Source organism: Chryseobacterium sp. FH1 (assembly GCF_000735135.1).
GTDB lineage: Bacteria > Bacteroidota > Bacteroidia > Flavobacteriales > Weeksellaceae > Epilithonimonas.
The window spans coordinates 44,204-71,110 of record NZ_JPLZ01000001.1; the positions used below are offsets into that span (position 1 = coordinate 44,204).

The following is a 26,907-nucleotide window of genomic DNA, read 5'->3' on the forward strand; positions in this document are numbered from 1 at the left end:
GGTATAAAATCAAACATATTAATTTATATAGCTTTCTGCCGTTTTTTCTATCCTAAACTTTTTTAACAGTTCATCTTTATTATCTTTGAGCATACCCGTTATTTCCAAATAATTATCCTGGAGATAATCAAGTCCTTTCTGATATTGTTCTTCTTCTATGTTTAATATGTAATCTTGAGGTATTTCTATTTTTTCTGTGTTGAAACTAGGGCTTATGACCCCAGAATCTGTTATTACAAGACCTCTTATCTCTTCATTCTGTTCGAAGATCATCATTTCTTTTATTCCATCTGTACAGTTCGAGGTAATAATTGGCGTATCCAACGCAATAGCCTCTACAATCACATTTGGCGTACCTTCGTATAGTGATGACATTGCTAAAACTTTTGCTCTGACCAAGTATTTGTAAGGATTATTTTTGCGTCCCAAAAAATGAATGCGATCTTCTAGCCCCAATTCTTTGATTTGCTTTTCAAGAAAATCTATTACATCTTGATTCCCGTCGCCAATAAAAACTAATTTTGTCTGATCTTTAAATTTGGAAATTGCATAGGCATTAATCAAATGCCAGGGTGACTTCTGAATCGTCAAACGTCCTAAAAATAAGATCACATTATTATCATCAAAAAGATCTTGTTCAAAATCGTTTTCTAGAGGCTCTTTGCTCAATAGTGCAATAGATTCGATATCATGAGGATTGTATATAACATCCAGATTATCAAACTTATAATTAAAATTAGCAAGCAGATCTTCCTTGATAGCATTGCTGATTGCCACTACTTTCCAAAGTCTTTTATAAATCGTTTTATAGCTCAATTTGAAAAACCTGTCCATCAGAGAATTGTTTGCCATCTCTATGCTTTTAACGGCGTGTATGCTTGCAATTTTCTTTTCTTTGGTTCGTGTCAAAGCACTGAAGCAATTTGCCATGTCACCAAAAGAAATGGTATAATCAATTTTTTCTGATTTGATAATGTCAGCTAATTTTCCCGGAATCGATAAATAAAACTTCAGTCTTTCAAACTTGGAATAAGCGCTGAAATCTTTTTTTGAGATAATAATCTCATCGTCCCCGAAATTGATAATATCAGATTCTTCCCCTATTATCTTAATACCTATTACTTTGTAATTTTTCTTCTTATAATACTGATAGAAGGAGTAAGCCACTCTTTCCATTCCTCCTACACTACCGTAGGGCATAAACAATGCTATCTTCTTCATACCAGATTTTTAAAAAGTTGATCCCATTGTTTTGCTATCTCGGTTGGTTGATAAACGGTTACATTTTCTCGCGCGCTTTTACCGAAACGTATTCTTTTCTCTTTATCCTTTATCAAATCCATTATCTTAACTGCCAATTCTGAGATATCTTCTTTTTGTACTAGTAGACCATCTACATTATCTTCGATGATATCCGAAGGCCCATAATTACAGTCAAAACTCACACAAGGAACACCACAAGCCATAGCTTCTATCAGCACCATACCAAAACCTTCGAAACGGGACGACATCACAAATATAGAGCTATTGAGATACTGTTGTTCGATATGTGGATCCGGCGGAAAATGTTTTATATTGACGTGATCTAAGTCTTTAGTATTTAAAAAAGCCTGGTCTTCCTTACCATATAGTTCCAAAGTCCAGTCAGGAAATTGCTTATTTACAATTCCCCACGCTCTAACCAATAAGTCCTGTCCTTTCTGATAGGAAATTTTACCTACGCAGATCACTTTTTTGTTTTCCAAAGTAGATGTTTGGTCTGGATAAAAAGATAGAGGATTTGGAATCACCATCATATTCTTTAGGCTTTGCCACTCATTTGTATTTCCATGAGTTAAAACAACAAATTTTGAAAAGTCCTGTGCTAAACTTTCCATAGCCATCCACTTGATCTTGTTGATGATCTTCTTTACGAAATTATCGTTTTCATTGGCCTCAATGAGTTTTGAGACATGTCTTTCATAAATGATTTTGCGTTTTGACTTCAAAATTTTTGGCACAAAAAAACCTTTCAGTCCGTCATCACAAACCGAGATGACATCTGGATCAATCTTTTCTATTTCTTGTTGTATCCCTTTTTTGTAAGATTTCCAATATTGGATTGGATTTCCACCTACTTGGATTGATCTGGTTTTGATCCTATCACTAAACTTATAAAAACAATTTTCATCTTGATTGTTCAGCACCAAAATCGTCACATCATAACCTAAATGATCAGCCAAAAATGAAGCTTTTACGGACAATACCCTTTCCAAGCCTCCGGCTCCATTGACGCCGTTGGTTATATAAAGTAACCTCATTTGATGATTTTTAAAAGTTTATGATTGAAAAAGTTTATGATAAACGAGCTTCCTACGCACAACAAAACTAAGACAAAAAATATGATTATGGGATATCGGAATGAGTAGATGAAGCCGGGAAAAAAGATCATATAAAAAAACATATGCGTCAACCACATATTTGTAGAATGAGGTACCAGAAAATCCAAACCTTTTGACAAAGACTTATTCAGATCCAATTGGCAAAACAAGAATATGAAGCACAATCCTGTAAATGGCGCAATAATAAAATTTGGAACGATGGCATGAGCCACAACTAATCCTAAAATTAATATGAAAATGATTGTGTTTTTAAATTTAATTTTTTTAAACAAGCTACTTACCAGCGTGTTCCATTTATATTTCAGCGCAAAAGCGCCTAACATAAACTGAAAAAGAGTACAGAAGAAATAAGTAAGATTCTCAATTACAACATTTAGGATTTCAAAGGTTGTTCTGCGTTCCCAGAATTCATTGAGTCTTAAATAAAAACAGATAACGTAAACAAAAAACAATATAATCAAATAAAGGAAAGGATTCAGCTTTTGCATCAATTTGAACCAGAAATTACTGGAAAGCACAAAAATAACATATGTTGTAAAAAACCACCATGCACCATTGTATGATGTTTTAAAACCAATAAAATTCTCAACAAACTTTTTCATAGTACCAGGATATCCTGGATAATGTAAAATGAATCCGACAATCACCGGAAAAATTAAAACAACAATCCAATAATTGATATAAAGTTTTTTCAGTCTGATGAAGTTTTCTCCAGAATAAACAGTTCTATTCTGTTGATACTTGTAATATAGTCCATAACCGCTCACAAAGGCAAAAATTGGCACACAGGCGTCGCAGAATAATGAGACATAAAAAGAAATGGGATGTTTTCCGATAAATAATAGGGGTTCAAAAAGCCCCTTATGACCTCTATTGAAAAGATGTAAACAAAGCATCATCAATATAGCGACGACTTTTAAATGATTAGATTGCTTAATGGAGATTTCCAATTTTATGATTATTATTTTAAAAATTTGTTTGTATAATTCTAGCTCAATACATCCCTCTCGTTCTCTGTGTTAAAATATTTTAGAGAGTTTCAGTGTGTAGATTTTTTATAATCATTTTTCTTCGATTTTAAAAAAAACATCTTTAATCTAAAAGATATAGGATTTTCAAAATATCTGAATGAGAGCAATCCAAAAGCGAACGAAACTATAATCATAAATATACCAATTATCCAATTATATATACCAAAGTACTCGCTTAATTTCACAATTGCTAAAACGCCCACATTCTCATGAATGAGGTAAACAGCATATGATGCAATACCTAGTTTACTTATAAAAGGTAATCCCAAGAAAGCCAAATAAGCTGGTCTATATATAAAAATTAAAAAAACAAAATAACTGATAAAACAAAATAAAATTGTTTGCCATTTCAACCCCAACAAAAGTGTCTGCACAAGAAACACCACCGTGAAAATTATTAAGTTTTTTGTTTTCTTAAACTTATACAATTGAAGCAGTTGCATTCCTAAAAAAAACCATAATATATATTCTGAAATATTGAAAATACCTATCAATTTTCTCATAAACTGATAGATTTCGTCTCCTATAATTGGTGCTAAAAAGTTCTTTCCCGTAGCTGAAATAAAAACATAATGGCATACAATAAAAAAAACAGATAGAATACCAAAATTTCTATTTAAACTTATTCTGTTTATAAAGAACAGCATTGCAACAATGATATAGAAACTAATTTCTACCCACAAAGACCAATAAGCCCCATCGATATATGCAAAATCCCACCCGGTAAATTCATTAATCAATGCAGGCGAAAGAAAGGAATTCGAAAATATCAGATTACTTATTTTTTGAGATTTTACAAACAATCCTTTATCATCAAAAATAGTCATAATTAAAAATGTAACGAATGAACATAAGGCCATCGCAGGCCATAATCTGATCCATCGTCTTTTCATAAAATCTATAAAACCAGTACTCTTATCTAATGTAAGCGTTATTACAAAACCCGAGATAATGAAGAAAAACTGGACACCTAGGTAACCGTATTGAAATATCCCTTTGTCGATGTTTTCATACTCAATATAACCTTTCACAGAATAACGGCTGTAATAATGGTATAATAAAACCATTAGTATGGCTATCACTCTTAAGCCGTCTAAAATATTGACTCTTCTTTCCACCCTATTTCTTCTTTAGATTCAATACCAAATTAGTAAGCCTTGGGAAATTGTTAAGTCCCCATTTTACCAGATGCATCTTTCCTGTTGTTTGTGCCTTAATAGGAAAAAAATCAGCCTTTTCTAATAAATCAATATTTTTGATAAAATCCTCGTTTTTGTACTTATAAAATACCAAATGGTTGAATACGATCTGCTTCAAAGATTCCAATTTTTTCTGTATCCCTAGATACAATTCTGGATCATGAGCTTCTATGGTTTTTCCAAACTTTACAAGTGAATTTCTTACTTCTATAATCGATTGGAAATATTTGTAACGCTTTCCAGCATCTTGAGTATTGGTAAAAGAATTTCTATATTGGACATAATTATAACCAATCAGATCCAAATATTTCACTGTTTTGACATAAAACAAGATCTTCGGCAGAATCTCAGAATCCTGCATATTAATCCTCTCTTTGAAAACAATATTATTCTTCAAAAACAAATCCTTCCTGAAGATGTATTGCCATGTGTAATTCTTTTCATAATTGAGAACATAATATTCTGACCCCGAAAGAATGGAATTGATATAGTTATCTGGATAGGCTTTGTATAGAACTTTACCACTTTCATCTGAGACATTATAATTAATACAATACAGATCTAGATCTTGCTTGATATTCTCTACTATAACTTCTAAGCAACCAGGTTCAATATAATCATCACCATCAATCATCCAAACATACTTTCCATTTGCATTCCGGACACCGACATTTCTGGATGCACCCAGACCTTGATTTTTTTGTTGAATGATATTCAGATTTTGATTATCTGCTTTCATTCTCAAAATTTCTTGTAATGTCTGGTCGGTGGAGCCATCATCTACTACCAAGATTTCAATATTTCTGTACAGATTTTCATCATAACAGGAAAGGATACATTTTTCTATGAATGCTTCTACGTTGTAAGCGGCGATGATAATAGATAAAAGCATTAGAAGATATTCTTTATTATTTTGGGGTTATTTATCAATTTTCTCAAAAAGGAATAATTTGTTTTTAATCGATTGATGAAATGGTCTTTGGTTTTACTATTATATTCCGTCCAAGTGTAAAGTGCTGCATTTTCAAAATACCAAAGATAACAATCTGCAAAAACCCTTTGGTATATTTTTTTGTACTTATTAAGATTATATTCTTCGGTTTCTAAATAAAGAAGAATATCTTTTCTCAAGCCAATATAATTATTGATTATTGATTTTACTTTATTTTTATCTTGCGTTCTGGTAATGGAAAACTCTGTCGCGTAGATATTTGTTAAAATTTTATCCAAAGGTGAAAAACGACTGTTATTCTTCAATAATGCAAATGCCAAAGCTGAGTCTTGTGAGGAAGATAGATTTTCATCCCAACCATTGACAGATACCAAGGCTTCCTTCCTAAATAAATTAGAACTTGTAATACCAATTTTGCTCATCATCAATGCTTCCCAAATGTCATTTTTTATGATGTAATGAGAATTTACAGAATCTATTTTTACTGAATGATAGGGGGAATATACTGCATCCATACTATCGTCTATATGAGCGATTTGAGTTTGTAATTTCTCTGGCAGTAGCTCATCGTCAGCATCTAAGAACTGAATCCATTCTCCTCCTGCTTCATACAAACCTTTATTTCTTGCTGCAGGAGCACCTTTTTTCTTTTCGTCAAGAACAATAATATTTTTAGTAGAATTACTTTTCTGAATATCTAGTAATCTTTCCCATGTATCGTCCGTAGAATTGTTATTCACTAATATCAATTCCCAGTTCTTCCAGGTTTGAGAAAACACGGAATTTACTGCTCGGTCTATTGTAGTAACAGAATTGTGACAGGGAATGATAATGGAGAGAAGCATATTAACTATTTGAAAAGTGATATCATAAGTAACAGATTTTTCTTAAATCCACTCAAAAAGTTTTCCTTAGAATAGGAATTATAAATCAATATTGTTTTGAAAGGAAAATCCCGAAAGGTTTTAAATGCATTAAACTCTAATGCATTATTATATGTATTTTTATAGAAAGAATATTTTTCGTTAAGTTTTAAATGCTCTAATATCTTGCTTCTTAAAACAGCAAAGTTTTTAAATCTCTCCAGAATCTTGCTTTTTTCATTAGAGATAGAGTTTTCCTGATCGTGAATGTATGCCAAAGGCGTATTGTATGGAATTGCAATACCCGTTTTCTTAGAAATCCTAAACATCAAATCATATTCTTGGGAAGAAGTTAAATTTTCGCTCCATCCGTTAACCGCTAAAACAGCCTTTCGCCTAAAAAGATTTGCGCTAGTAATACCCATTTTGCTTAAAATCAAAGCTTCCCAATAATCTTCAGAAATTTCCTTATCTACAATTTCTTTTTTATTGTTTAATTCATTGATCCTTTTGTAGGGAGAATAAACAATATTGACATTTTCACTTACAATAGATAATTGTTTCTCTATTTTCTTAGGCAATAATTCATCATCCGAATCCAAGAATTGGATCCATTCTCCTTTTGCGGCATGTAAGCCTTTATTTCTCGTTGCGGGCGCACCCTTCTTCTTTTCGTCTAGGATTGTAATCTTCCTCTCAGGATTAAGATTTTTGATTTCATTTAATTTTTTCCAAGTAATATCCGTAGAGTTATTGTTTACCAATATCAATTCCCAATTCTGATAGGTCTGAGAAAAAACAGAATCAACAGCTCTATCTATTGTTGATGCACAATTATGACAAGGTATTATTACTGAGACTAGCATCATACAAATGTTTTGGAGATCATGTCTAAAATAGAACGATCATTGTTATTTATGAGATCCTTAAGACCTAGTTTATGAATATCTTTATCTTTAATAATTTCAGCCATTTTCAAAATATTTTTTGAATGATCATCTAAGGATGATAATAAATAATGATTTAAGTTATTATCCTTATAAATATTAATTATTTTATCATTATCTCCTGATATTATTAAAGGGAACGCTATCGTCTGTTGCACCATTCCCAATAAAAGGACATGCAATCTATTACTAATGATATATTCCGCATCTCTGTATAAATCGGATGCATCTTGTAAATTTAGCTTCTTATCAATAAATTCTATATCAAATGTATCTGAGAGATTATCAAATATCTCTACTGCAGGGTCTCTATCAAATTTGACCTGGTAGACCATCTTTATTTTTTTGTCTTTAGGTAAAATTTGCTTCAAGTGTTCTATAATTGGTCTGAGATAATTCGAATCATGTTGAGAGCCGAATTTATTAGATCTAAAACTAAGAATAATATAAGGATCTTCTTTGTCTTTTAATGAAGAAGTATTTTTATAGCTCCATGCAAGATCAGGCATTAGTTCCATATTACGAAAATGAAATTTTTTTCCTAAAGAAAATGATTCTGCATCTCTAACAGCGTATTTTTTATAAACTGTCGTGTAGAAAAACTCTGCCAATGTGTTCAACCAATCAAAAGGACCAATTGAAAATCCAAATCTCAATATAGTAAGACCATTTCTTTTTAATTTTCTTAGAAATCTGGTGATCAAGAATCCATGGTCTCCATAAAGTGCACTTTTGTATCCGCTACGACTTGTATGACCTGGATGGATGACCAAAAAAAATTTGTAAAGATCTTTCTGTTCATCCATTTGAGATTGTAGATAATCATAGAATTTTGATGAAGTGTTAGATGACAATCTCTCTGCTTCTAATACACCGATTTCTTCCAAAAACCAATCAGGTTTCTTCTCATCATTGATAATGAGCTCACCTTGCTTTCTTAATTCGTCTAATAATACTTTATTGATCAAGACGTCACCTGTATTATCTATCTGAGAAGCTGGTAAAAAAAATATTTTATTCTTCATTAATTTAGATTTTGCAATTGCACCATTCTATTGAATTTTGGTGATTTCGTCATCACTTCTTCAAAACTCCCTACCGCTTCTATGTTACCATTTTCCAAAAGACATATTTTATCTGCCTCTTTGATTGTTGAAAGGCGGTGCGCCACCACTATGATTGTATAATATCCATGAAGATCATTGATACTATTCTGGATAAAATTTTCTGTTTCAGAATCTAATGCAGATGTGGCTTCATCCATTACTAAAATATCCACGTCTTTGAAAAGTTCTCTTGCGATTGTAATCCTTTGTTTCTGTCCGCCAGATATTAATAATCCATTATCTCCTAATGGGGTATTTTCTTTCTCGGGAAGATCATTCATAAATTCTAGTAATGAAACTTTTTCCATCACCTTTTGGAATTTAATCCTATTTTCTGGTGATCTGTCTGCCCAAAATGTGACATTGTTATAAACGTCATCATTATAAATCACTGGCTCTTGTGTAATGTATCCTATTCTACTTCTGAAGCTATTCAGTTCCAATTGACCATATGATTTATGATCAATTTTGATCTCACCCGAAATTGGTTCTATCAAACTTACTATTAAATTAGCGATTGTCGATTTGCCTGAACCACTTTCACCGACAAAGGCAATAGTTTCGTTTTTCTTAATTTCCAAATTAATATTATTCAGTACTTTTTTTGATCCATAAGAAAAATCGATATTTTCTAATTTTATTGCAGTAGTAAACCCACTGTATGACTCTTTACCAACAAAAATTTCTTCACTTTTTTTCAATTGTAGATTGAAATCATTTATCAGCTCTATAGAACCAACATTCTGCATAAAAGACTGCCAACCACTTTGGACTATCATTAATCCACTCAGTGCTCTGTAAAATAATAAAAGGGCAAGAATAATTGAACTCAATGTTGCACCCATCCAATAGATCTGTATAAGAATAGCACCTGAAATAATCACCATCAATAATGGCTCACGGACGCTTGCTGTAATTGCCTGATTTTTCCCAATGCGTCTGTTCATTCCTTCTATATCTCTCATCACATCAACAATCTTATTGGTGTAAAGGCCAAAACCAGAGGTTGATTTGAGATATTTGAAAGATTGAATGGCCTGGATGATATAGCCACTAAATAAATTGCCACGTTTAGAAATTAGGACAGACGTTTCTTTAATCAATTGATTCATTCTTTTGAAAATCATATTGGAAAGAAAACCTCCTACAATAATAAACAAAGCAAACTGCCAGTTAGCTATGAAAGCTAGAACCACATAAGTACTTAAAAGTATAATTGCTTTTGATGTGTTCAGAAACTGAATCATTGCATTGAGGTTTTTTCCCACTTCTGCAGTTACCGTATTTTGGATAATACCAGAGTCCAGTTTGAGAAAGCCTTTGTAACTCAATTTTTTTAATAAATCAATCTGATTTAAACGCAAAGAAATCATATACTTTTGGCGAAGGTCTACTTGCTCCATCATCAAAACGTAATTGAGCAAACCTTTTAGTGAAAAAATAACAATAATGAGTAAAAGTACCGTCAGCAAATTAACAGGGATACCTAAAGATGCATATCCATCCAAGATAAAAGACATCCCACCAAGACTTTCCGTTTGAGAATTCGGGGCATCACCTCCCACCATTTGTAAAAGAGGTATGAACAAAGCCAAACCAATCCCATCAAATAACCCTAATAAAACCGATAGAAAAATATTGACTATCAACTTTATTCCCATGGCTTCGTAGAAATACTTGAAATAACCGATTGGGGTATGTTTTAAAACTTTACTCATTTTCTTTAATTTTATCAATCACCCATTTGTTATAAACATCCACTCCTTTCTGATTGATATGGCTGTCATCCATAAAATATTGTGAAGGTAAAAATCCAACATCATTATAATTGTAGTACTTCCCGATAGAATGCATAATGCTGTTTATCTCCTTATTGTTACTATAGCTCTTGTATCTCTCTTCTGGTAGCGGAGCCTGAAAAAGAAAAACTTTAATTCCTTTCTTTTCTGCATCTGTAACAATATTTTTAAGGGCTACAATATTCTTTTCTTTAATTTCCAAAGCTGTTACTTTGTATTTTTTCTTATCTTCTTTCACTCCAAAATTAGATACATAACCACCATCTACATACTTGTCATTATGAGAAATTCTACTTTTCACATTCCGTGCATTACCAAATACCTGAAAATATATTAATGAATTTATAACTCTAATATCGCTACCATTAATACCCTCTGCAATAAAACCAAGATTATTATAAAATATAGGTAACACATTCAAGTCACCTTCTTCACTATTTTTTGTCAAGAGAATAGGATAAATATCTATTAATATAATTTTAGGGGATATTTCAACTATATAATTATTATAAATAAATTCTGTTAAAATTGGTGTTTGAGAACTGCTTCCTAAATTTAAGGTTCTCATTCCAACATTGTTGAAAATTCGATTATCGTAACCTCGGTAAGCATGTGAAGAACCAAAGATAGCTAAATCTATAGAATCACTTTTTTTTAAATCTAAATATCTCTTTTCAGAAAAATCGTTTGCGGAGATTTTATTCTCTACCAAAATATTTCCATTTAAAATTTTAGGACTAAGCTTCCCTACAAACAAAATTGCAAGAACATAAAACAGACTTGCAAATAATGAAAAAAGCACTACCGACTTTATAAACTGTTTCATATTAAGGTTCTAAAATTGGAAATAGATAAACTCAGCACTTTCGGACGGCATGTACATCCCAATTAAGAAGATAATTATTGCATAAAAACCCCATCTGAGAATTCTGTAATTGCCTAAACCAAGCTTCTCAATAGCAAAATTATTTCTTCTTCCCGACCATTCGATAATGATGAAAAACACAAGCAACAAGACTGTTATAATCGCCCTTTTATCAAACAACACAGATGGTACAGAAATTAAGCTTTTTGAGAACATCCCAGATATATATTCTATCGCATGTCCCACAGATTCCGCCCGGAAAAAAATCCAAGCAAAGCAAGCCAATGCAAATGTAAGCAACATTTGGAAAAACTCTTTGAGGTTTGGCAAAGAAGAATCATTTGCAACAATCTCAATATTGTTTCGATTGGTCCTCATTAACATTGATGGTACGATAAACAAAGCGTTAAGTGCGCCCCACACGATAAATGTCCAATTGGAACCGTGCCAGAAACCACTCACAACAAATATGATAAAAGTATTCCTAATTCTCATCCAATTGCCTCCTTTGCTACCTCCCAATGGGATATACAAATAATCTTTGAACCAAGATGAAAGTGAGATATGCCATCTTCTCCAAAATTCTGCAATGTCTCTGGAAAAATATGGAAAATTAAAATTCTTCAGCAATTCTATTCCCAATAATCTGGCACTTCCCAAAGCAATATCGGAATAGCCAGAGAAATCACCATAGATCTGAAATGCAAAAAATACAGCTCCTAAAACCAAATTGCTACCAGATTGATTTGCAGAATCATTGAAGATCTGATTTGCAAACACCGCACAATTATCCGCAATCACCATTTTTTTGAACAGTCCCCAAAGTATCTGCCGAAGACCATCTGCCGCCTGAGTATAATCAAAGACCCTGGGCTTTTCTATTTGTGGCAATAGATGAGTCGCCCTTTCTATAGGCCCCGCAACCAATAGCGGAAAGAAGCTAACGAAAAGCGTGTAATCTACAATGTTAAAGGTCGGTTGAATCCTCTTGTTATAGATATCAAAAACATAGGACAAGCCGTGAAAAGTATAGAACGAAATTCCGACAGGTAAAATAATACTTAAGGTAAAATAATTTGCTTGGAATCCAAAATTAGCGAGCATCTCGGAAAAACTATCAATAAAGAAATTGTAGTATTTAAAAAATCCTAAAAACCCAAGATTGATCCCGACACTTAAAATTAACCAAAATTTTTGGAGACCCTTTGTCTTGGCTTTGTAGATCATTATTCCTGAATAATAATCCAGAGCAGTAGAAAAAGCCAGCAAGAATACGAACCGCCAATCCCAGCAACTATAAAAATAGTAGCTAACAGCTAAGAGAAAAATATTTTGAAATTTCAGTCTCGTATTGAGTACAAACCAATAAACAACAAAGACAAAAGGTAAAAAACAAGCGTAAGCCAGCGAGTTAAAAAACATATCAATTCTAAGATTTATTTCTATTAAAAAATTTTCTCAGTCGATTTTGTGGTTTGTTGTAGGAATAATAGCCATAGCCATATTTGTAGCCATACTTGGAATATTCTGGTTTTACATTATTCAGCGCAAACACCATATTGTGAATCTGGTTGTCTCTTCTGAAATTTTGGGCAAATGATAACATTTCATTATCGGTAAATTCAGATTTGACAGTGTAGATGACCAGATCTGCGATATCTACCAAGTGCAAAGAATCACTTACCAGCATTACTGGGGCAGAATCTAATATAATATAATCATACTCTTTTTTAAGCAAATCAATCATATCATCAAACTTCTTCATATCCAGCAAATCATTTGGATTGGGTGCTGATGCCCCGCTGAAAAGAATATCCAAATTATCATCAAGACCTGACTTTACAATAAAATCTTGGACCATCCCATTATTTGACACGAGATAATCTGTCAAGCCTTTTAAACTTTTATTGATGAAACGGTGCAACTGTGGATTTCGGATATCTGCGCCTATCAACAGTACTTTACCGCTTCCAGACAAACTGAGTGCTGTGTTCGCAGAAATTGTCGTCTTACCTTCTCCTTTTACAGAAGATGTAACTAAAACAACACCGCCACTGTGGATCTCCTTGGATCTGAGTATAAACTTTAGATTAGAAATTAGGATCCTGAAAGACTCTGCAAATATTGTAAAATCGTTTTTTTCTATCAATGCATTGCTATTGTCTGAAATTGGAATCTCAGCAATAATAGGAATTTGTGGCACCACATTTTCTAAATCCTCTTTTGTTCTGATTTTATTGTCTAATATCCGTATCAGAAAAATGATTGCCAATGGTAATAGAAAACCGACTACAAGTGAACCGGTTCTGATCTGGCTGTAATTAGGAGAGACTACGCCGACGGTGTAGGCAGGATTTACGACTTTGGTTTTTGGAGCCGTCACCGCCAAAGTGATTGCATTCTCCTCTCTCTTCTGCAAGAGATACAAGTATAGCGACTCTTTTAAATTGCGCTGTCTCTCTATGTTCCTAAAAGTTTTTTCCTGCGTTGGATACTTGTTGATAGAAGCCTTGTCCTCGCCCATTTCAAAATTGGTCTGCCCCAATCTTCTCTGGATCTGTGTCCGGTTTTCGTTGATATTTTTACGTATTGCCAAAGCAAGCTCTGATAACTCCTTGTCAAAAGCCTTGATCGCCGGGTTGGCTGTGGTCGCTTGTTTTAGTGTCCTCTTTTTCGTCAAAAGTAGGTCATTATATTTTGACAAAAGCGTTTCTGTAGGCGCGGAAAGTCCAAGTCCAGTTGGAAACAATTGTTCTTTTCCTGTATCCATCATGTTTGCTAACGCATTAAAAACCTCTAGTTGCACTGATTGGTTAAAAACATTTTCTACATTACCCGACAATCTGTTGACCGCAATATTTGCCTGCACATCTAAGTCTGTAATTTTGTTTGCCTTCTTGAAATTTTCTTTATCCGTCTCAATAACGTTCAAATCTGCAGAGATCAAATCCAATCTATCATCAATGAAATCAGCCGTGTTCTGCGCTTCGATATTCTTATCATTTACGCCATCTATATTGTATTGGTGGCAAAGTTCGTTTAGGATATCCTCAGATCTCTTCGGCACAAAACCAACGAGGCTCAAATCCATCAACAAGCCTGTGACTATCTGAGGTTTAACGCCACTTTCCAAAGATTTCACAACACTATCTAGGCTTTTAAATGACACCTTAAGTCTGTATGGTGTAGAATCTGGTTTTCTGCTAATAATTACAGTTCCAAGGGGTAGCAATGCAGGCTTGCCATATTGAAAAGTATTTTTTCCATGTGATAGAGGCCCTTCTACCAGTCTGTAAGAATCATTGTTAACAGGCTCTATATAGTATGAAGCACCGCCAAAATCAGGTTTTTGAGAAACAATCTGACCATAAAATGGTGATTTATCATATAATTCTACTTCTCTGATCTTGCCGGTCACAGAAAATACAACATTAAGATTTAGATTTTTTGTAACTTTCTCCAGAATTGGTTTTGATACAATAATTGCAGTTTCACCCTGCAAGTCATCTCCTCCACTCACGCCCATTCCAAGGCTTTTAAGATCCCCTAATGCGCCTGCACTAGCTTTGGATTCCTGAAACAAAAGTGTGGTTTTGGAAAGATATTGTGGCTGTGTGTATTTTAAGTAGAAATAAGCTGCCAGATAAAATAATATCATGCTAACAACTACCAATGGCCAAAATTTCAAAAAGCGTAATATTTCTTTTTTGAAATTTATGCTTTTTCTCTGACTTATGTCTTGGTCTAATAATTCCATTTAAAATATTAACGGGTGAATCTAATTAACAAAACTGCTAAACTCATTGCCACTGCTAACAACTGCAAAAATAAAGCTCTGTTGGGGTTGGTATTATTGGCTGCGATCTGTGCATTTTTGTCTGGCTCCACATACAAAATATCATTCTGTTGCAAGTAGTAATAAGGTGAATTCACAATGCTTCGGTCTGAAAAATCCAAACTGATCAATGTATCCTTCTGACTTTGTTCAGAATACCGGAGGAGCTTCACATTTGTCCTGTCTGCTGAAGGACTCATATCGCCAGCCAAAGCCATCGCCTGAAATAGATTCAACTTTTCGTTGTTGGTTGTTTTCTGACCAGGATTGCCAACTGACCCTAGAACACTAATGCTAAAATTGGTCAGCTTAACATCTACTCTCGGATCTGTCAAATAGATTTTCAAACGTTCCTCCAAATCTTGCTCCAATTGCTTTTTTGTCATTCCAAGACAGTAAACCCTACCCAAAACCGGCATTGAAACATAGCCTTCTGTTGAAACTGTATACTGACTTGCCGAAGCTGCTGAAGCCGTGGCCTCCGGATCATTTGTAGAAGTCATCGAAGGCAAATTGAATGGTTTGACCGCCAACTCATCGAAGGCAGAAACTTTGATATCCAAAACATCTGCTTCTTTAATTATTAGCCCTGTATATCTTGCCTGATTCACTTCCTGCTCGAAGTTATGATTGCTCATGTAGATCATATTCTGTTTTGGCTTACAAGCAAAAGCCAGTAAAAAGATGAGCAGTAGAAATATCTGTTTTTTCATTTTAAAATCTGCAAAACTAAGTTTTTTTTCGCAGTCGTAGTCGGAAGATTAGTTAGTCTCGCCAATATAGTAGCTAAGTCCAACACCTAAAAATCTGTTGTATGTATTCTGCAGCGTGTAATCTGAGTATACTGTGGAAAGACCTCTGTCAAATCTAATAAATACCTCGATTTGGTCATTGATTCTTGAACCTGCTTTCACTGACAGTCCATAGCCAAATGTATTGATCTTTCTGCCCAGTCCAAATTTCGCAGGATCCTGACCAGCCAATGTAGCCTGCATCACCGCATTTCCTTCGTCCTGTTTTTCTGATACTAAAAATTCTAGTTTTGGCCCAGCCATAAAATAGATGTCGCCTTTGTATCCTTGACTTCTCATGTAATATTTGATATACAACGGTACTGCAACATAAATATTACTATACTTCTGCATATCAACTTTGTCCTCATTCCAATCTCCACGCTCCCCTATCGTTGAAACCTCCAGTTGTGGCGTCAAATACAACCAAGCTGAATCATAAATATCGTTAGGCACTATCGCAAAATCTGCAAATATCCCAAGACTTCCTCCAAAATTACTTTTAGAAATACCATGAATACCTGCAATAGAGCCATTGTGAAAACTTCCTGTTGCACCATACTTAATCGCCTGTGCATTGGTAAACCCTAATATTAATAGAGCGAATATGATCGATAGTTTCTTCATTGAATTTTAGTTAATCAAATTTGGGACGAAATTAAGAATATTTTATTAATTTTAAGAAAATAATTTAAAACAGTTATCAATTGATATATTAAATTAAGTTAACTTTAAATCTTTATCATTTATTAATCAGGTCTAAAACCACATCATATTCATACCCTTTAGATAATAAGTGGCTGATGGTCTTGCTCTTTTTCTGGTAATCTTTCAAACCTTTTTTCGTCGCAGAATAATTTTCAAACAGCCGAATGATTGTTTTTTCATAATCTGAAGAATCAATCTCATCCATACAATTGGCGATCAGTTTTTCCGTGATTCCTTTCATCTTAAGATTCATCTTGATCTTGTTTTTGCCCCAATGCTTGATGTAAAACTTCCCACGGATATAACTGCGTGTGAACCGTTCTTCATTCAGATAATTCTCCTTCATCAAATAAAGAAAAATCTCATCCTTGGCTTCAGGAATCAACAAAAAATCCCGCATCTTCTGTTCCACCTCAGCATGACAGCGATCCTGGTAAACACAATAATTCACCAGTTTCTGCCTGATCTCTTCGAAGGTGTAGGATTTTTTTTCCATTGGATTAGCTATATTGTCAAATTTAAACGCAAAGGCACAAGGCTATTTTTAAATACTGTATGTTTTAAGGCACAAAGTTTAACTTTCTAAATAATGGTGTACTCGATTTTCTTTGCCCCGACCCTAAAGGGTGGAAAATCGATTTTACATAATTAGAAAATTAAGTTTAACACAAAGACACTAAGAGCAATTATGAAAAGCTTTGTGTTTTAAGGCACAAGGTTTAACTTCGTTAAAAGGACTTTGTCTGCTTTCTAAATAATGTGTGCAAGTCGATTTTCTTTGCCCCGGCCCTAAAGGGTGGAAAATCGATTGGCAACGGATAAACCCAAACAAAAAAGAATGGACGAACTTGCCCATTCTTTTATTGTCAAGTCTGATATTTTATTAATAATTGAAAAGTGCGTGACCTTCCATTAATTCATTCACTTTCTTTCTTACAGAAGTCAAAACCTCGTCATTTGAGATATTATCAACCACTTCGGAGATCAAGCCTGCGATTGTCTCCATATCATTTTCTTTCAAGCCTCTGGTTGTGATTGCCGCTGTTCCAAGTCTGATTCCGGAAGTTGTAAATGGTGATTTGTCATCAAACGGCACCATATTTTTGTTACAAGTGATGTCGGCTTTTACTAAAGCTTTCTCCGTTTCTTTTCCGTTCACATTTTTATTGCGAAGGTCGATCAACATCAAGTGGTTGTCTGTTCCACCACTTACGATTTCGAAACCATTATCCACCATAGATTTTGATAGTGCCTGAGCATTAGCCTTAACTTGCTTAGCATACACTTCAAATTTAGAATCAATCGCTTCAGCAAATGCCACCGCTTTCGCCCCAATCACGTGCTCCAAAGGACCACCTTGGATTCCCGGGAAAACGGCACTGTCCAAAACAGCACTCATCAATTTGGTTTCGCCTTTTGGCGTTTTATGTCCATATGTATTTTCGAAATCTTTGCCCAACATAATCATGCCGCCTCTTGGACCTCTCAAGGTTTTGTGAGTCGTAGTCGTCACCACGTGGCAATGTTCAAATGGATTGTTTAAAAGTCCTTTAGCTACCAAACCAGCTGGATGTGCAATATCTGCCCAAAGCGTCGCACCGATTTCATCTGCTACTTCTCTGAATTTTGCATAATCCAAATCTCTGGAATATGCTGAGAACCCAGCGATCAACATTTTCGGTCTTTCTCTCAAAGCGACTTCTCTCATTTGGTCATAGTCGATCAAACCAGTTTCTCTCTGCACGCCGTAGGAACAAACTTCATATTGGATTCCGGAGAAATTAACCGCAGAACCGTGCGTCAAATGTCCTCCCATAGAAAGATCCATTCCCATCACCTTATCGCCTGGCTTTAGGATTGAAAGATAGATCGCCGCGTTGGCCTGAGAACCAGAATGTGGCTGTACATTCACATAATCAACACCGAAAAGTTCTTTCGCTCTGTCGATTGCCAATTGCTCCACCTGGTCCACCACTTCGCAACCGCCGTAATAACGTCTGCCAGGATAGCCTTCTGCATATTTGTTGGTTAATACACTTCCCATCGCTTTCATCACATTTTCGGAAACAAAATTTTCCGAAGCGATCAATTCGATTCCGTGGGTCTGTCTTTCTCTTTCTTTTTCAATGAGGTCAAAGATAGGGTCTTGCATTTTAGATTTATTTTTGTCAAAAATAAGAAATTCTGAAGATATTTTTATAACTTTCGCCGATTAACATTTAGTTAATATCATTGACATCTTTTGGAAATTCAAACTTTCCTTAGTGCGATGCCACAACATTTGACCTTTAAAAAAAATAATAAATACCTACAATATGAATTCTAAGAAAAAATATAAAAAAGAGCTTCTGAAATCTTTAAAATATATGGAAGCGGCGGAAAGTACTTCTCTGAAAGTAATGACCAATCTAATGTTGCTTAAAGAATTAAAGGAAAACAACATCAGCTTCAAAAAAGGCGATGTCTTTTCTTTTGAAGACAATATCTTCGACTACAGCGAGGACAAAAACGTCCGCATCCTTGCCAAACTTCGCAAGAAGACGATGAAGGCGATGAACAAACTGGTTGAGAATAATAATTTCAAGGACAAGGAGCTGAAGTTTTTGGCCTAAGCTTGTTTTTGGTCTTCGAGAGCCTCAGACTGACAATAACCACCCCGACAAAAATTCAAAGAATTTTTGTCGCCCCTCCAAGGGAGGGGAATTTTATAAAACAAGAAAGCCGGAATTGTAATTATTCCGGCTTTCTTTTATGTTATTTTTTAATAATCTTCTGTGCTTTATTATCATTGATCTTTAGATAATAAACATCTGGAGCAAGACTTTCCACATTGATTTCCGGATTTTTACTATCAAATTTCTGCTGTTTTACTAATTTTCCAGAAACATCGGTAATTGCGATGGAAGTAATCCTTTCCTGACCTTGAATTTTCAGGATTTTCTGTACAGGATTTGGATAGACTTTGAAAGCGAGATTTCCAGTTTCTGTTGTAGAAAGCAGGTCCGTATTTCTAAAAAACATTTTGTCACCGACTGGATTTGTGATGGTCAAATATTCTGCGTTTGTTTCCACCAAATATTCATAATTATATTTCTGACCAACGTAAAGTCTGTAAAAATCCAACATTCTTGTATCATAGGCATTTACAGCATCGCTGTTTTCGCCTTGATAAATAAATGGAAACTGACTGTATTGGTATGTAAAAGAGTTTTCATTACTGGTAAAAGTTACCGCACAAGACCCTGAATTGTAATATCTTGGATAGAAATAATAATTCCCATTGCTGTAGAGCATCTGAGATTCTAAAATATTTACAGGAGCCGGTGGTAAGTATTCAGTTTGGTTGGATGTGATTTTGAATAGTCGCCAGTCTTTTCCCACAAGCGTCTGTGGGTTGATAACCTGAGAATAATAAAGTAGACTAATAAAAGTCAGAATCAACGTGTAGAAATGTTTCATTTTATTTTATTTTTCAGACGTTAGTCAAACTATATGCCACGAAAAAAGAAATATGTGAAATAAATCTCTAAAAATGATTTGCTATCATTGCGATTCTAATTTTCTTAAAACAAGGTCGGCTGACCATCTGACATTACAGGAATGTGAATATCTGTTTTCCAATCTTCATTTATTTTTTGAATCAAATGGGACGATAATAATGGTGAGGCTTTTTCGATATTTTGATGAACGAAGAAGTACAAATTCTGCAATCCTTCTTTCTTCCATTTGGTCAGTCTTTGCAGCCAATCTTCCAATCTTTCGTAATCACTATCAGCATTTGCGCCAACGTAACGGATAAAAGCATGTGGCGTCGTCAATCGCATATGAAGCATATCTCGTCTTCCGGCTGTATCGACGATGATATTGGTAATGTTATTCATCTCAAACAATTCACAAACGGTGTTGAAAACCTCTTCATCCGTAAACCATTCGGTATTTCTGAGTTCTATGGCTAAAGGCACTTCTTTTGGCCAGTCTTTTACAAATTTCTCCAATCTTTCATAATCTTTCGGCTTGAAGTTATCGTGAAGTTGCAGGAAAACCATTCCTAATTTCTCATCAAAATTCAAAACTGCTGAAGCGAATTGTGTCACCACATCTGTGATATTCAACAATCTTCTAAAGTGGGAAACGGTGTTGGTGATTTTCGGGAAGAACTTGAAATCTTTTGGTGTTTTCTCTTTCCAGGTCTGGACTTGTTCGGCAGTTGGCATTCCATAGAACGTCGCATTCAACTCAATCGAATTGAATTGTGTGGAATAATAGGTCAACTCATCTTTAGTTCCTTTCGGATAAAAACCTTTGAGGTCGGTTTTGTTCCATTTTGCACAGCCAATCGAAATATTCTCAAGCCCTTTTTTATTCTGCTCGAGAATGAATTTGGTTTGAGGATGGTCTTTAGGCAATGTAAAATCTATCTGCGAAGGATCTGGGACTTGTCCGAATTTCATTTTGTAAGAAGTTAGAGGTTAGAAACTAGATGTTAATTTTAGAGGTTTAAAGTTAGGGAAAAGAGTTGAATTTCAAATTGATTTTCTTACCTCAACCCTAAAGGGAGGAAAATCAATTTAAAATTCATCGAAATTACTACCTTTAGGGTCGGGGAAAATAATTTCGATGAATTTTGTTCCAGCATCATTAAATGAAATAATTTCAAACTGATTTTCTTTTCCCCCAGCCCTAAAGGGTGGAAAACCACTTTGAAATTTCATCGAAATTACTCCCTTTAGGGCCGGGGAAATAATTTCGGTGAATTTTAGCCAATGCCAGTTATACTTTCAAAACATCATTGAAAGAATTTCAAAATGATTTTCTTTTCCCCGACCCTAAAGGGTGGAAAATCAGTTTGAAGATTCAGTTCCTCGGAAAGAACATTTCAATTTCTTTTAAAACTTTTTCTATGTTCGATAAGATTTCATCATTAGAAAATCTAATTACATGAATACCGTTAAATTCAAGAATCTTGGTTCTTTCTTCATCTTTAGGAATTTGTTCTTTTGTGTAGTGATATGCTCCATCAACTTCGATTATCAATTTCAATTTATAACAATAGAAATCAGCAATATATAAACTTATCGGATGTTGTCTTCTGAATTTGAAACCCCCTAGTTGCTTATTCCGAAGTTTTTCCCAGAGAATTTTTTCAGCATCTGTTTCATTTTCTCTCAGAAATCTCGCTTTTCCAAAGCTGGAAGCTGGAGCACCTTTCCATATTCCATCATCATAATTTGTTGTTAGTTTTTTCACCTTTGTTGTTTTGATAAAAATAGGAAATTCAAATAAATTAACTAATAAAAATTTCAAATCGATTTTCTTTTCCCTAGCACTAAAGGGTGGAAAACCATTTTAAAATTTCATCGAAATTACTCCCTTTAGGGTCGGGGAAATAATTTCGGTGAAATTTTAATCAATGCAAGTTATATTTTCAAAACATCATTGAAAGAGTTTCAAAATGATTTTCTTTTCCCCACCCCTAAAGAGTGGAAAACCACTTTGAAATTTCATCGAAATTACTCCCTTTAGGGCCGGGGAAATAATTTCGGTGAAATTTTAATCAATGCAAGTTATATTTTCAAAACATCATTGAAAGAGTTTCAAAATGATTTTCTTACCCCAACCCTAAAGGGTGGAAAATCAGTTTAAAATTCTGCATAAAAAAACCACAGAAAATTCTGTGGTTTCAATTATTAATTCTATTTATAAGCAATTACGCTTCACAAGCAGAGCAAGTCACAAAGTTGACCATCATTTCTTTTGAAACTGACGAACTTCTTTGATAATACAATGTTTTCACACCTTTCTTCCAAGCTTCGATCATCACGTAGTTGACGTCTTTCACTGGCATTGTAGAAGGAATCTGCAAGTTAAGCGACTGCGCCTGATCGATGTATTGTTGTCTTTGAGCCGCCTGAGAAACAATCTCCATTGGAGAGATCTCACGGAATGTTTTGAACACTGCTTTTTCCTCATCAGACAAGCCTTCAAGATGCTGTACAGAGCCGTGGTTTAGCATAATTGTTCTCCAAGTTTCTTCGTTGTCCAAACCTTTTTCATCAAGCAATTTTGCCAAATATTTGTTCTTACGCATAAAGTTTCCTTTTGCAAGACCAGCTTTGTAATAGTTGGAAGCAAACGGCTCGATTCCAGGAGAAGTTTGTCCAAGGATCGCAGAACTAGAAGTGGTTGGTGCAATCGCCATCAACGTCGTGTTTCTCAATCCATAACCTTTCAACATATCTGGTTCGCCGTAGATGTTCGCTAATTCTTTAGAAGCAATCTCAGACTGCTCTTTGATGTGACGGAACGCTCTCGCATTGAACTGAGTCGCTTCGAAACTTTCGAACGGGATCATATTTTTCTGCAAATAAGAATGGTATCCTAAAACACCCAAACCTAAAGCTCTGTGACGCATCGCAAAATTCCTAGCTGATGTCAGGTAATAATTACCTTCAGTTTTATCAATGAATTCTGAAAGAACCGCATCCAGGAAATAGATTGCCAATTTTACAGCATTCGTATCTTTCCATTCGTCGTACAATTCCAAGTTCATAGAAGACAGACAACAGATGAAAGATTCGTTGGCTGTAGAAGGCAACATGATCTCGGAACAAAGGTTACTTGCGTTCACCATCAATCCAGAATCCTTGTACACCTGAGGCTTGTTTCTGTTCACGTTATCCGTGAAGAAGATGTAAGGCAAACCTTTCTGCTGACGGCTCTCCAAAACTCTTGCCCAGATTTTACGCTTGTCTGCATCACCATCGATCATATCCTGCATCCAGTAATCCGGAACACAAATCCCTGTGAACAAGTTTTGAATTGGACTTCCAATATCTTTGATACTCAAGAATTCCTCGATATCGCCGTGGTCGATGTCAAGATACGCTGCAAATGCACCTCTTCTCACGCCACCTTGCGACACCACATCCATCGCGGTGTCATATAATTTCATAAAAGAAACTGCTCCGGAAGATTTTCCGTTGTCTGTCACCGCAGTTCCTCTGTTTCTTAATTCTCCAAAATAACCGGACGTTCCACCACCGATCTTCGTCTGCATGATCACCTCTCCCAACTTGTGCGTGATGCCTTCGATATTATCCGGAACGTGAACATTGAAACAAGAGATCGGCAAACCACGCTGTGTTCCCATATTCGCCCAAACAGGAGAAGAGAAACTGATCCAGCCTTTCACAATCATTTCCTTGAAAGCCGGTTGCAATTCCGGTTTGTAAAGACGTTTTGCTGCCGCTGTTGTAATACGGTCGATTGCGCCATCTACAGTCTCACCTTTCAAAAGGTAGCCTCTGTTCAACATTTGCTCAGACTCTTCGTTGAGCCACCAGATATCTATATTTTCGTCCATCATAACTTTTATATTTTGCTTATTGTATTGGCTTATTGTTTTTTAAATCATTTTTTGGGCGCCTATTTCCGTCTGGAGTTTATCCTGAGCGGAGTCGAAGGGTTTCCGCTTTGTCACTCTGAGGCTCTCGAAGAGTCCACTCAAGCCGGGGCGCGCTTCGCCACTATTGACGATTTCACATAAAAAAGAAAACTCCAAGAATTAAAAATCGTTCTCAAAATTTTCTTTTTTACACCTTTCTCAGTTTGAAACTTTGAAAGGATTTGTTTATAAATTCAAGCTTATTATGTCGGTGCTTAGCACCTTAAATCTGCTGTGTTTGAATTTTCTACCAATATGTCACGACTTCGTCGCTTTCTATTTTCACCTTTGTCATTCCGTAGGAATCTCGACAGCTTTGTTTAGATTCCTAACGTAATGACAAATATTATGTTCTTTTTGGATGTTGAAATCCTTCGACTCCGCTCAGGATGACACGTTAATATTAAAAACGCAGATTCTTCCAGCTTCAGACATCCAACTTCCTGACTTTAATTAAAACAAATCGTTTGCGGTAATCGACTTATCGTGTTTTGTATAATCTACCGGACGTTTTGCGAAGAAATCATCCATAGAGTTGGCGAAAACTTCCTCTTCGAACCAAACCATTGGCTTGTAATCTTCTTGGGAAACATTGTACCTTGTTTTCACCCCGATTTTCTTCAAAGAGTCATCTACTCTGTATTTCATAAAATCAAGAAGATTCTTTTTGGACACTTTTTGCAATTCACCTTGCTCGAAGATCCAGTCCAAAATGTTAGATTCCATCTCGATAGATTCATCTACCAAATCATAGATCGCTTCGATGTCCTCATCTGTCAACAGGTCAGGTTGCTCTTCCCGGATCTTATTGATCAAATAGATTCCGCCATTGGCGTGGATCTGCTCATCTACAGAAGTCCAAGCGATGATGTTGGACACATTTTTCATATAACCTTGGAATCTCGTAAACGACAAAATGATCGCAAACTGACTGAACAACGAAACATTTTCTATCAAAATACTGAACAGCAACAATGAGGAAACGTAAGCTTTCGGGTCTTGGGAATTGGCGTTCTTGAGCATTTTTCCAAGATATTCGATCCTATCTTTTACAGCTGGAACATTGACTACTTCCAAGAAGTCATCATTGTAACCCAACACTTCCAACAATCTGGAGTAAGCTTCAGAATGGCGGAATTCGCATTCAGCGAAAGTTGCGCCTAGACCGTTGAGTTCCGGCTTCGGAAGGTGGTCATAAAGATTTCCCCAGAAGGTCTTTACATTGACCTCGATCTGAGCGATTGCCAGCAAAGCATTCTTCACGGCGTTTTTCTCGTGAGGCTCCAGCTGGGAATGGAAATCCTGAACATCGGCTGTAAAATCCACTTCGGAATGTACCCAATAAGACTTGTTGATAGCCTCTACAAATTGCATTACTTCTGGATATTCAAAAGGTTTGTAGCTTATTCTTTTATCGAAAATTCCCATTATCAGCCGTATTTATCAGTTTATTAAAAATTCTATGAAAAGATAGTGATCGGTAACAGGATATTTCCAGTTTGGAAACTTGTTACTTTTATCTTTTAAGTGAATACAAAAATAGAAATTGAAGTCTATAAATGAAAGGGCAAAATGCGGAAATGAGTCAAAAAACTGACAATCATCAGCAAAAGTTTTCCACATTATGTTAAAAGGTGGATGGATAGGGAATTCCTGATAAATTGTAATTGTCTAACAGCGTTAACTTGTCAAATTTAATTTAAACAATAACAATAAAACATCAGTAATAATAATATACAACAACTAAACAATAAGAATTGAAATTCCCATTCCAATGTTAATTGGCATTATTATGATTAAAAATATTAACCTTCGGAAACTTTCTTGGAGAAGTTGTGTGTCTTGAGGTATTCTTCAAATGCGACTTTGAGTCTAGATTCTATCGCTGCTCGGTTGAAGTTCTTTCTATAATTTTTTGAGAGCTCGTGCGCCTCATCTGCAAAAGCCAGGAAAATATCAAAGTCATATTCGTCCAAGCCGTATTTTGCGTAATCTAGAGTGATAACAGCTTTTACACGTTTGTAAAACTCCTGCTTCTCGGCATAATTGGCCGTGGTTTTTGGGGAACTCACGGATTTTTTTGCCAAGCCAGCAAGTGCGCCTACAAGTCCACCGCCACCGGATCCGATGGAAAGTAGATTGAGTTGTCCTTCACCAGGATTTCTGGGTGCAAACAAAGAAGGAATCCTCGCAGAAGGTGCCACTTCGTTCAGAGGCGTTCTCATGTAGTCGTTGAGTGCCATATTAAGCGCCGTAACTCTTGGTGGCGGATTGAGCTTTGGGACGTCTTTTTTGAGATTGCCAGTTGGAACAAAGCCTATCGTGACCTCATCTATCTCTATCGGAATTATGGATAATTTTACGTCCAGACTTTTTGAGAAATCGTTGGCGTTGAGTTTTACACTTTTGCGTTCGTAGCCCTGCCTTGCAATCCGGAGTTCGTCAGAATTCTTTGCAGCAATGACGAAGTTTCCCATAAAATCCGAAACCACCACTTGATCCGTACGAAGATTGACTATGCTGGTATTCGGTAACTTGTCACCATTCTCGTTGGTAATATTTCCCATCACGTATTCTGATTGGGAAAAGGTTTTGATTGAGATAATAATCAGCAGGAGAAAGAATAATTTTGTTTTCACGGACCTTAAGTTTTAGCAAAATTAGATTTAAACGCGTGACTTATTGTTGATAAAGGATTTTTGCGATGATAGTTTAACCGACTTTAAGGAGTTTTGTGATTTTTTTTGAAATTGGGGGTTTTGGTTTTGTTAAAATTTTTCTGAGTTTTCCTCTCCCCAGCCCTCACCAATGTAGAAGGAGTTAGGTTCTGAAAAGCGCTTAACTTTGCAAGGGTTTGGAATCTCTCGCGGATTGGGCTGATTGTGCAGATTTTTGATTTGATGAAATGCTCACGAAGAAAATATAATGTTAGTATTATTTAAATTTCTGAAAAAGTTCTATTCTTTGGGTAAAGTTCAAAGTATTG

At 35.2% G+C, this 26,907-nt stretch carries 24 protein-coding genes; 1 reads left to right on the forward strand and 23 read right to left on the reverse strand.

The window, feature by feature from the left end:
* Positions 1-18: 18 nt before the first annotated feature.
* The 16 genes from IO90_RS00210 to glyA all read right to left on the reverse strand — a co-directional run bounded on the left by IO90_RS00210 (position 19) and on the right by glyA (position 18,629).
* Positions 19-1,221, reverse strand: coding sequence for a glycosyltransferase (locus IO90_RS00210; RefSeq protein ID WP_034962774.1), 1,203 nt, complete (start codon positions 1,219-1,221; stop codon positions 19-21).
* A complete protein-coding gene (locus IO90_RS00215; protein WP_034962776.1) occupies positions 1,218-2,300 on the reverse strand; it encodes a glycosyltransferase family 4 protein in 1,083 nt (360 codons plus the stop codon). Before IO90_RS00215 ends, IO90_RS00210 begins: the two co-directional genes overlap by 4 nt.
* Positions 2,297-3,331 carry an acyltransferase family protein gene (locus IO90_RS19205; protein WP_076768746.1) on the reverse strand — a complete coding sequence of 345 codons (1,035 nt, stop codon included), beginning with the start codon at positions 3,329-3,331 and terminating at the stop codon, positions 2,297-2,299. The genes IO90_RS00215 and IO90_RS19205 overlap by 4 nt, the downstream gene beginning before the upstream one ends.
* A gap of 89 nt (positions 3,332-3,420) precedes the next feature.
* On the reverse strand, positions 3,421-4,530 hold the full coding sequence (locus tag IO90_RS00225) for an acyltransferase family protein (RefSeq protein WP_034962778.1): 1,110 nt from the start codon (positions 4,528-4,530) through the stop codon (positions 3,421-3,423).
* 1 nt (position 4,531) lies between these two features.
* Positions 4,532-5,503 carry a glycosyltransferase family 2 protein gene (locus tag IO90_RS00230; protein WP_034962780.1) on the reverse strand — a complete coding sequence of 324 codons (972 nt, stop codon included), beginning with the start codon at positions 5,501-5,503 and terminating at the stop codon, positions 4,532-4,534.
* Positions 5,503-6,408 carry a glycosyltransferase family 2 protein gene (locus tag IO90_RS00235; RefSeq protein ID WP_051878127.1) on the reverse strand — a complete coding sequence of 302 codons (906 nt, stop codon included), beginning with the start codon at positions 6,406-6,408 and terminating at the stop codon, positions 5,503-5,505. Before IO90_RS00235 ends, IO90_RS00230 begins: the two co-directional genes overlap by 1 nt.
* Before the next feature lie 5 nt (positions 6,409-6,413).
* On the reverse strand, positions 6,414-7,295 hold the full coding sequence (locus IO90_RS00240; RefSeq protein ID WP_081871754.1) for a glycosyltransferase family 2 protein: 882 nt from the start codon (positions 7,293-7,295) through the stop codon (positions 6,414-6,416).
* On the reverse strand, positions 7,292-8,398 hold the full coding sequence (locus IO90_RS00245; protein ID WP_034962782.1) for a polysaccharide pyruvyl transferase family protein: 1,107 nt from the start codon (positions 8,396-8,398) through the stop codon (positions 7,292-7,294). The genes IO90_RS00240 and IO90_RS00245 overlap by 4 nt, the downstream gene beginning before the upstream one ends.
* Positions 8,398-10,197 (reverse strand): ABC transporter ATP-binding protein, encoded by a 1,800-nt coding sequence (locus IO90_RS00250; RefSeq protein ID WP_034962784.1) that lies wholly within the window; start codon positions 10,195-10,197, stop codon positions 8,398-8,400. The genes IO90_RS00245 and IO90_RS00250 overlap by 1 nt, the downstream gene beginning before the upstream one ends.
* Positions 10,190-11,104: a hypothetical protein gene (locus tag IO90_RS00255; RefSeq protein ID WP_034962786.1), complete on the reverse strand. Its 915-nt coding sequence runs from the start codon at positions 11,102-11,104 to the stop codon at positions 10,190-10,192. Before IO90_RS00255 ends, IO90_RS00250 begins: the two co-directional genes overlap by 8 nt.
* 9 nt (positions 11,105-11,113) lie before the next feature.
* Complete coding sequence (locus IO90_RS00260) at positions 11,114-12,565, reverse strand: MBOAT family O-acyltransferase (RefSeq protein WP_034962788.1); 1,452 nt, start codon at positions 12,563-12,565, stop codon at positions 11,114-11,116.
* A gap of 7 nt (positions 12,566-12,572) precedes the next feature.
* Positions 12,573-14,816, reverse strand: coding sequence for a GumC family protein (locus IO90_RS00265; protein WP_165570226.1), 2,244 nt, complete (start codon positions 14,814-14,816; stop codon positions 12,573-12,575).
* 92 nt (positions 14,817-14,908) lie between these two features.
* Complete coding sequence (locus tag IO90_RS00270) at positions 14,909-15,691, reverse strand: polysaccharide biosynthesis/export family protein (RefSeq protein WP_034962790.1); 783 nt, start codon at positions 15,689-15,691, stop codon at positions 14,909-14,911.
* A gap of 48 nt (positions 15,692-15,739) precedes the next feature.
* A complete protein-coding gene (locus tag IO90_RS00275; protein WP_034962792.1) occupies positions 15,740-16,396 on the reverse strand; it encodes an outer membrane beta-barrel protein in 657 nt (218 codons plus the stop codon).
* A gap of 115 nt (positions 16,397-16,511) precedes the next feature.
* Positions 16,512-16,973 (reverse strand): regulatory protein RecX, encoded by a 462-nt coding sequence (locus IO90_RS00280; protein WP_051878134.1) that lies wholly within the window; start codon positions 16,971-16,973, stop codon positions 16,512-16,514.
* A 387-nt stretch (positions 16,974-17,360) separates the two neighbouring features.
* Positions 17,361-18,629, reverse strand: a complete 1,269-nt coding sequence (glyA, locus tag IO90_RS00285) for a serine hydroxymethyltransferase (RefSeq protein WP_034962794.1) — start codon at positions 18,627-18,629, stop codon at positions 17,361-17,363.
* Between the two features lie 163 nt (positions 18,630-18,792).
* On the opposite strand from glyA, the gene IO90_RS00290 reads away from it, so the two are divergent.
* Entirely contained in the window at positions 18,793-19,089 is a 297-nt protein-coding gene (locus IO90_RS00290; protein WP_034962796.1) for a hypothetical protein, read from the forward strand.
* Positions 19,090-19,231: 142 nt separating this feature from the next.
* On the opposite strand, the gene IO90_RS00295 is transcribed toward IO90_RS00290, so the two are convergent.
* The 7 genes from IO90_RS00295 to IO90_RS18220 form a co-directional block, all read right to left on the reverse strand.
* Entirely contained in the window at positions 19,232-19,936 is a 705-nt protein-coding gene (locus tag IO90_RS00295; RefSeq protein WP_034962798.1) for a T9SS type A sorting domain-containing protein, read from the reverse strand.
* A gap of 104 nt (positions 19,937-20,040) precedes the next feature.
* Complete coding sequence (locus tag IO90_RS00300; protein ID WP_034962800.1) at positions 20,041-20,928, reverse strand: DUF72 domain-containing protein; 888 nt, start codon at positions 20,926-20,928, stop codon at positions 20,041-20,043.
* Positions 20,929-21,045: 117 nt separating this feature from the next.
* Entirely contained in the window at positions 21,046-21,189 is a 144-nt protein-coding gene (locus tag IO90_RS18925) for a hypothetical protein (protein WP_165570227.1), read from the reverse strand.
* A gap of 142 nt (positions 21,190-21,331) precedes the next feature.
* The gene (locus tag IO90_RS00305; protein ID WP_228374625.1) at positions 21,332-21,724 is read right to left on the reverse strand and encodes an endonuclease domain-containing protein; all 393 of its coding nucleotides are present in this window, start codon (positions 21,722-21,724) and stop codon (positions 21,332-21,334) included.
* Positions 21,725-22,184: 460 nt separating this feature from the next.
* Complete coding sequence (locus tag IO90_RS00310; RefSeq protein WP_260260360.1) at positions 22,185-23,852, reverse strand: ribonucleoside-diphosphate reductase subunit alpha; 1,668 nt, start codon at positions 23,850-23,852, stop codon at positions 22,185-22,187.
* A gap of 522 nt (positions 23,853-24,374) precedes the next feature.
* On the reverse strand, positions 24,375-25,349 hold the full coding sequence (locus tag IO90_RS00315; RefSeq protein WP_034962801.1) for a ribonucleotide-diphosphate reductase subunit beta: 975 nt from the start codon (positions 25,347-25,349) through the stop codon (positions 24,375-24,377).
* A gap of 377 nt (positions 25,350-25,726) precedes the next feature.
* Positions 25,727-26,560 carry a hypothetical protein gene (locus IO90_RS18220; protein WP_051878135.1) on the reverse strand — a complete coding sequence of 278 codons (834 nt, stop codon included), beginning with the start codon at positions 26,558-26,560 and terminating at the stop codon, positions 25,727-25,729.
* Positions 26,561-26,907: the final 347 nt, after the last annotated feature.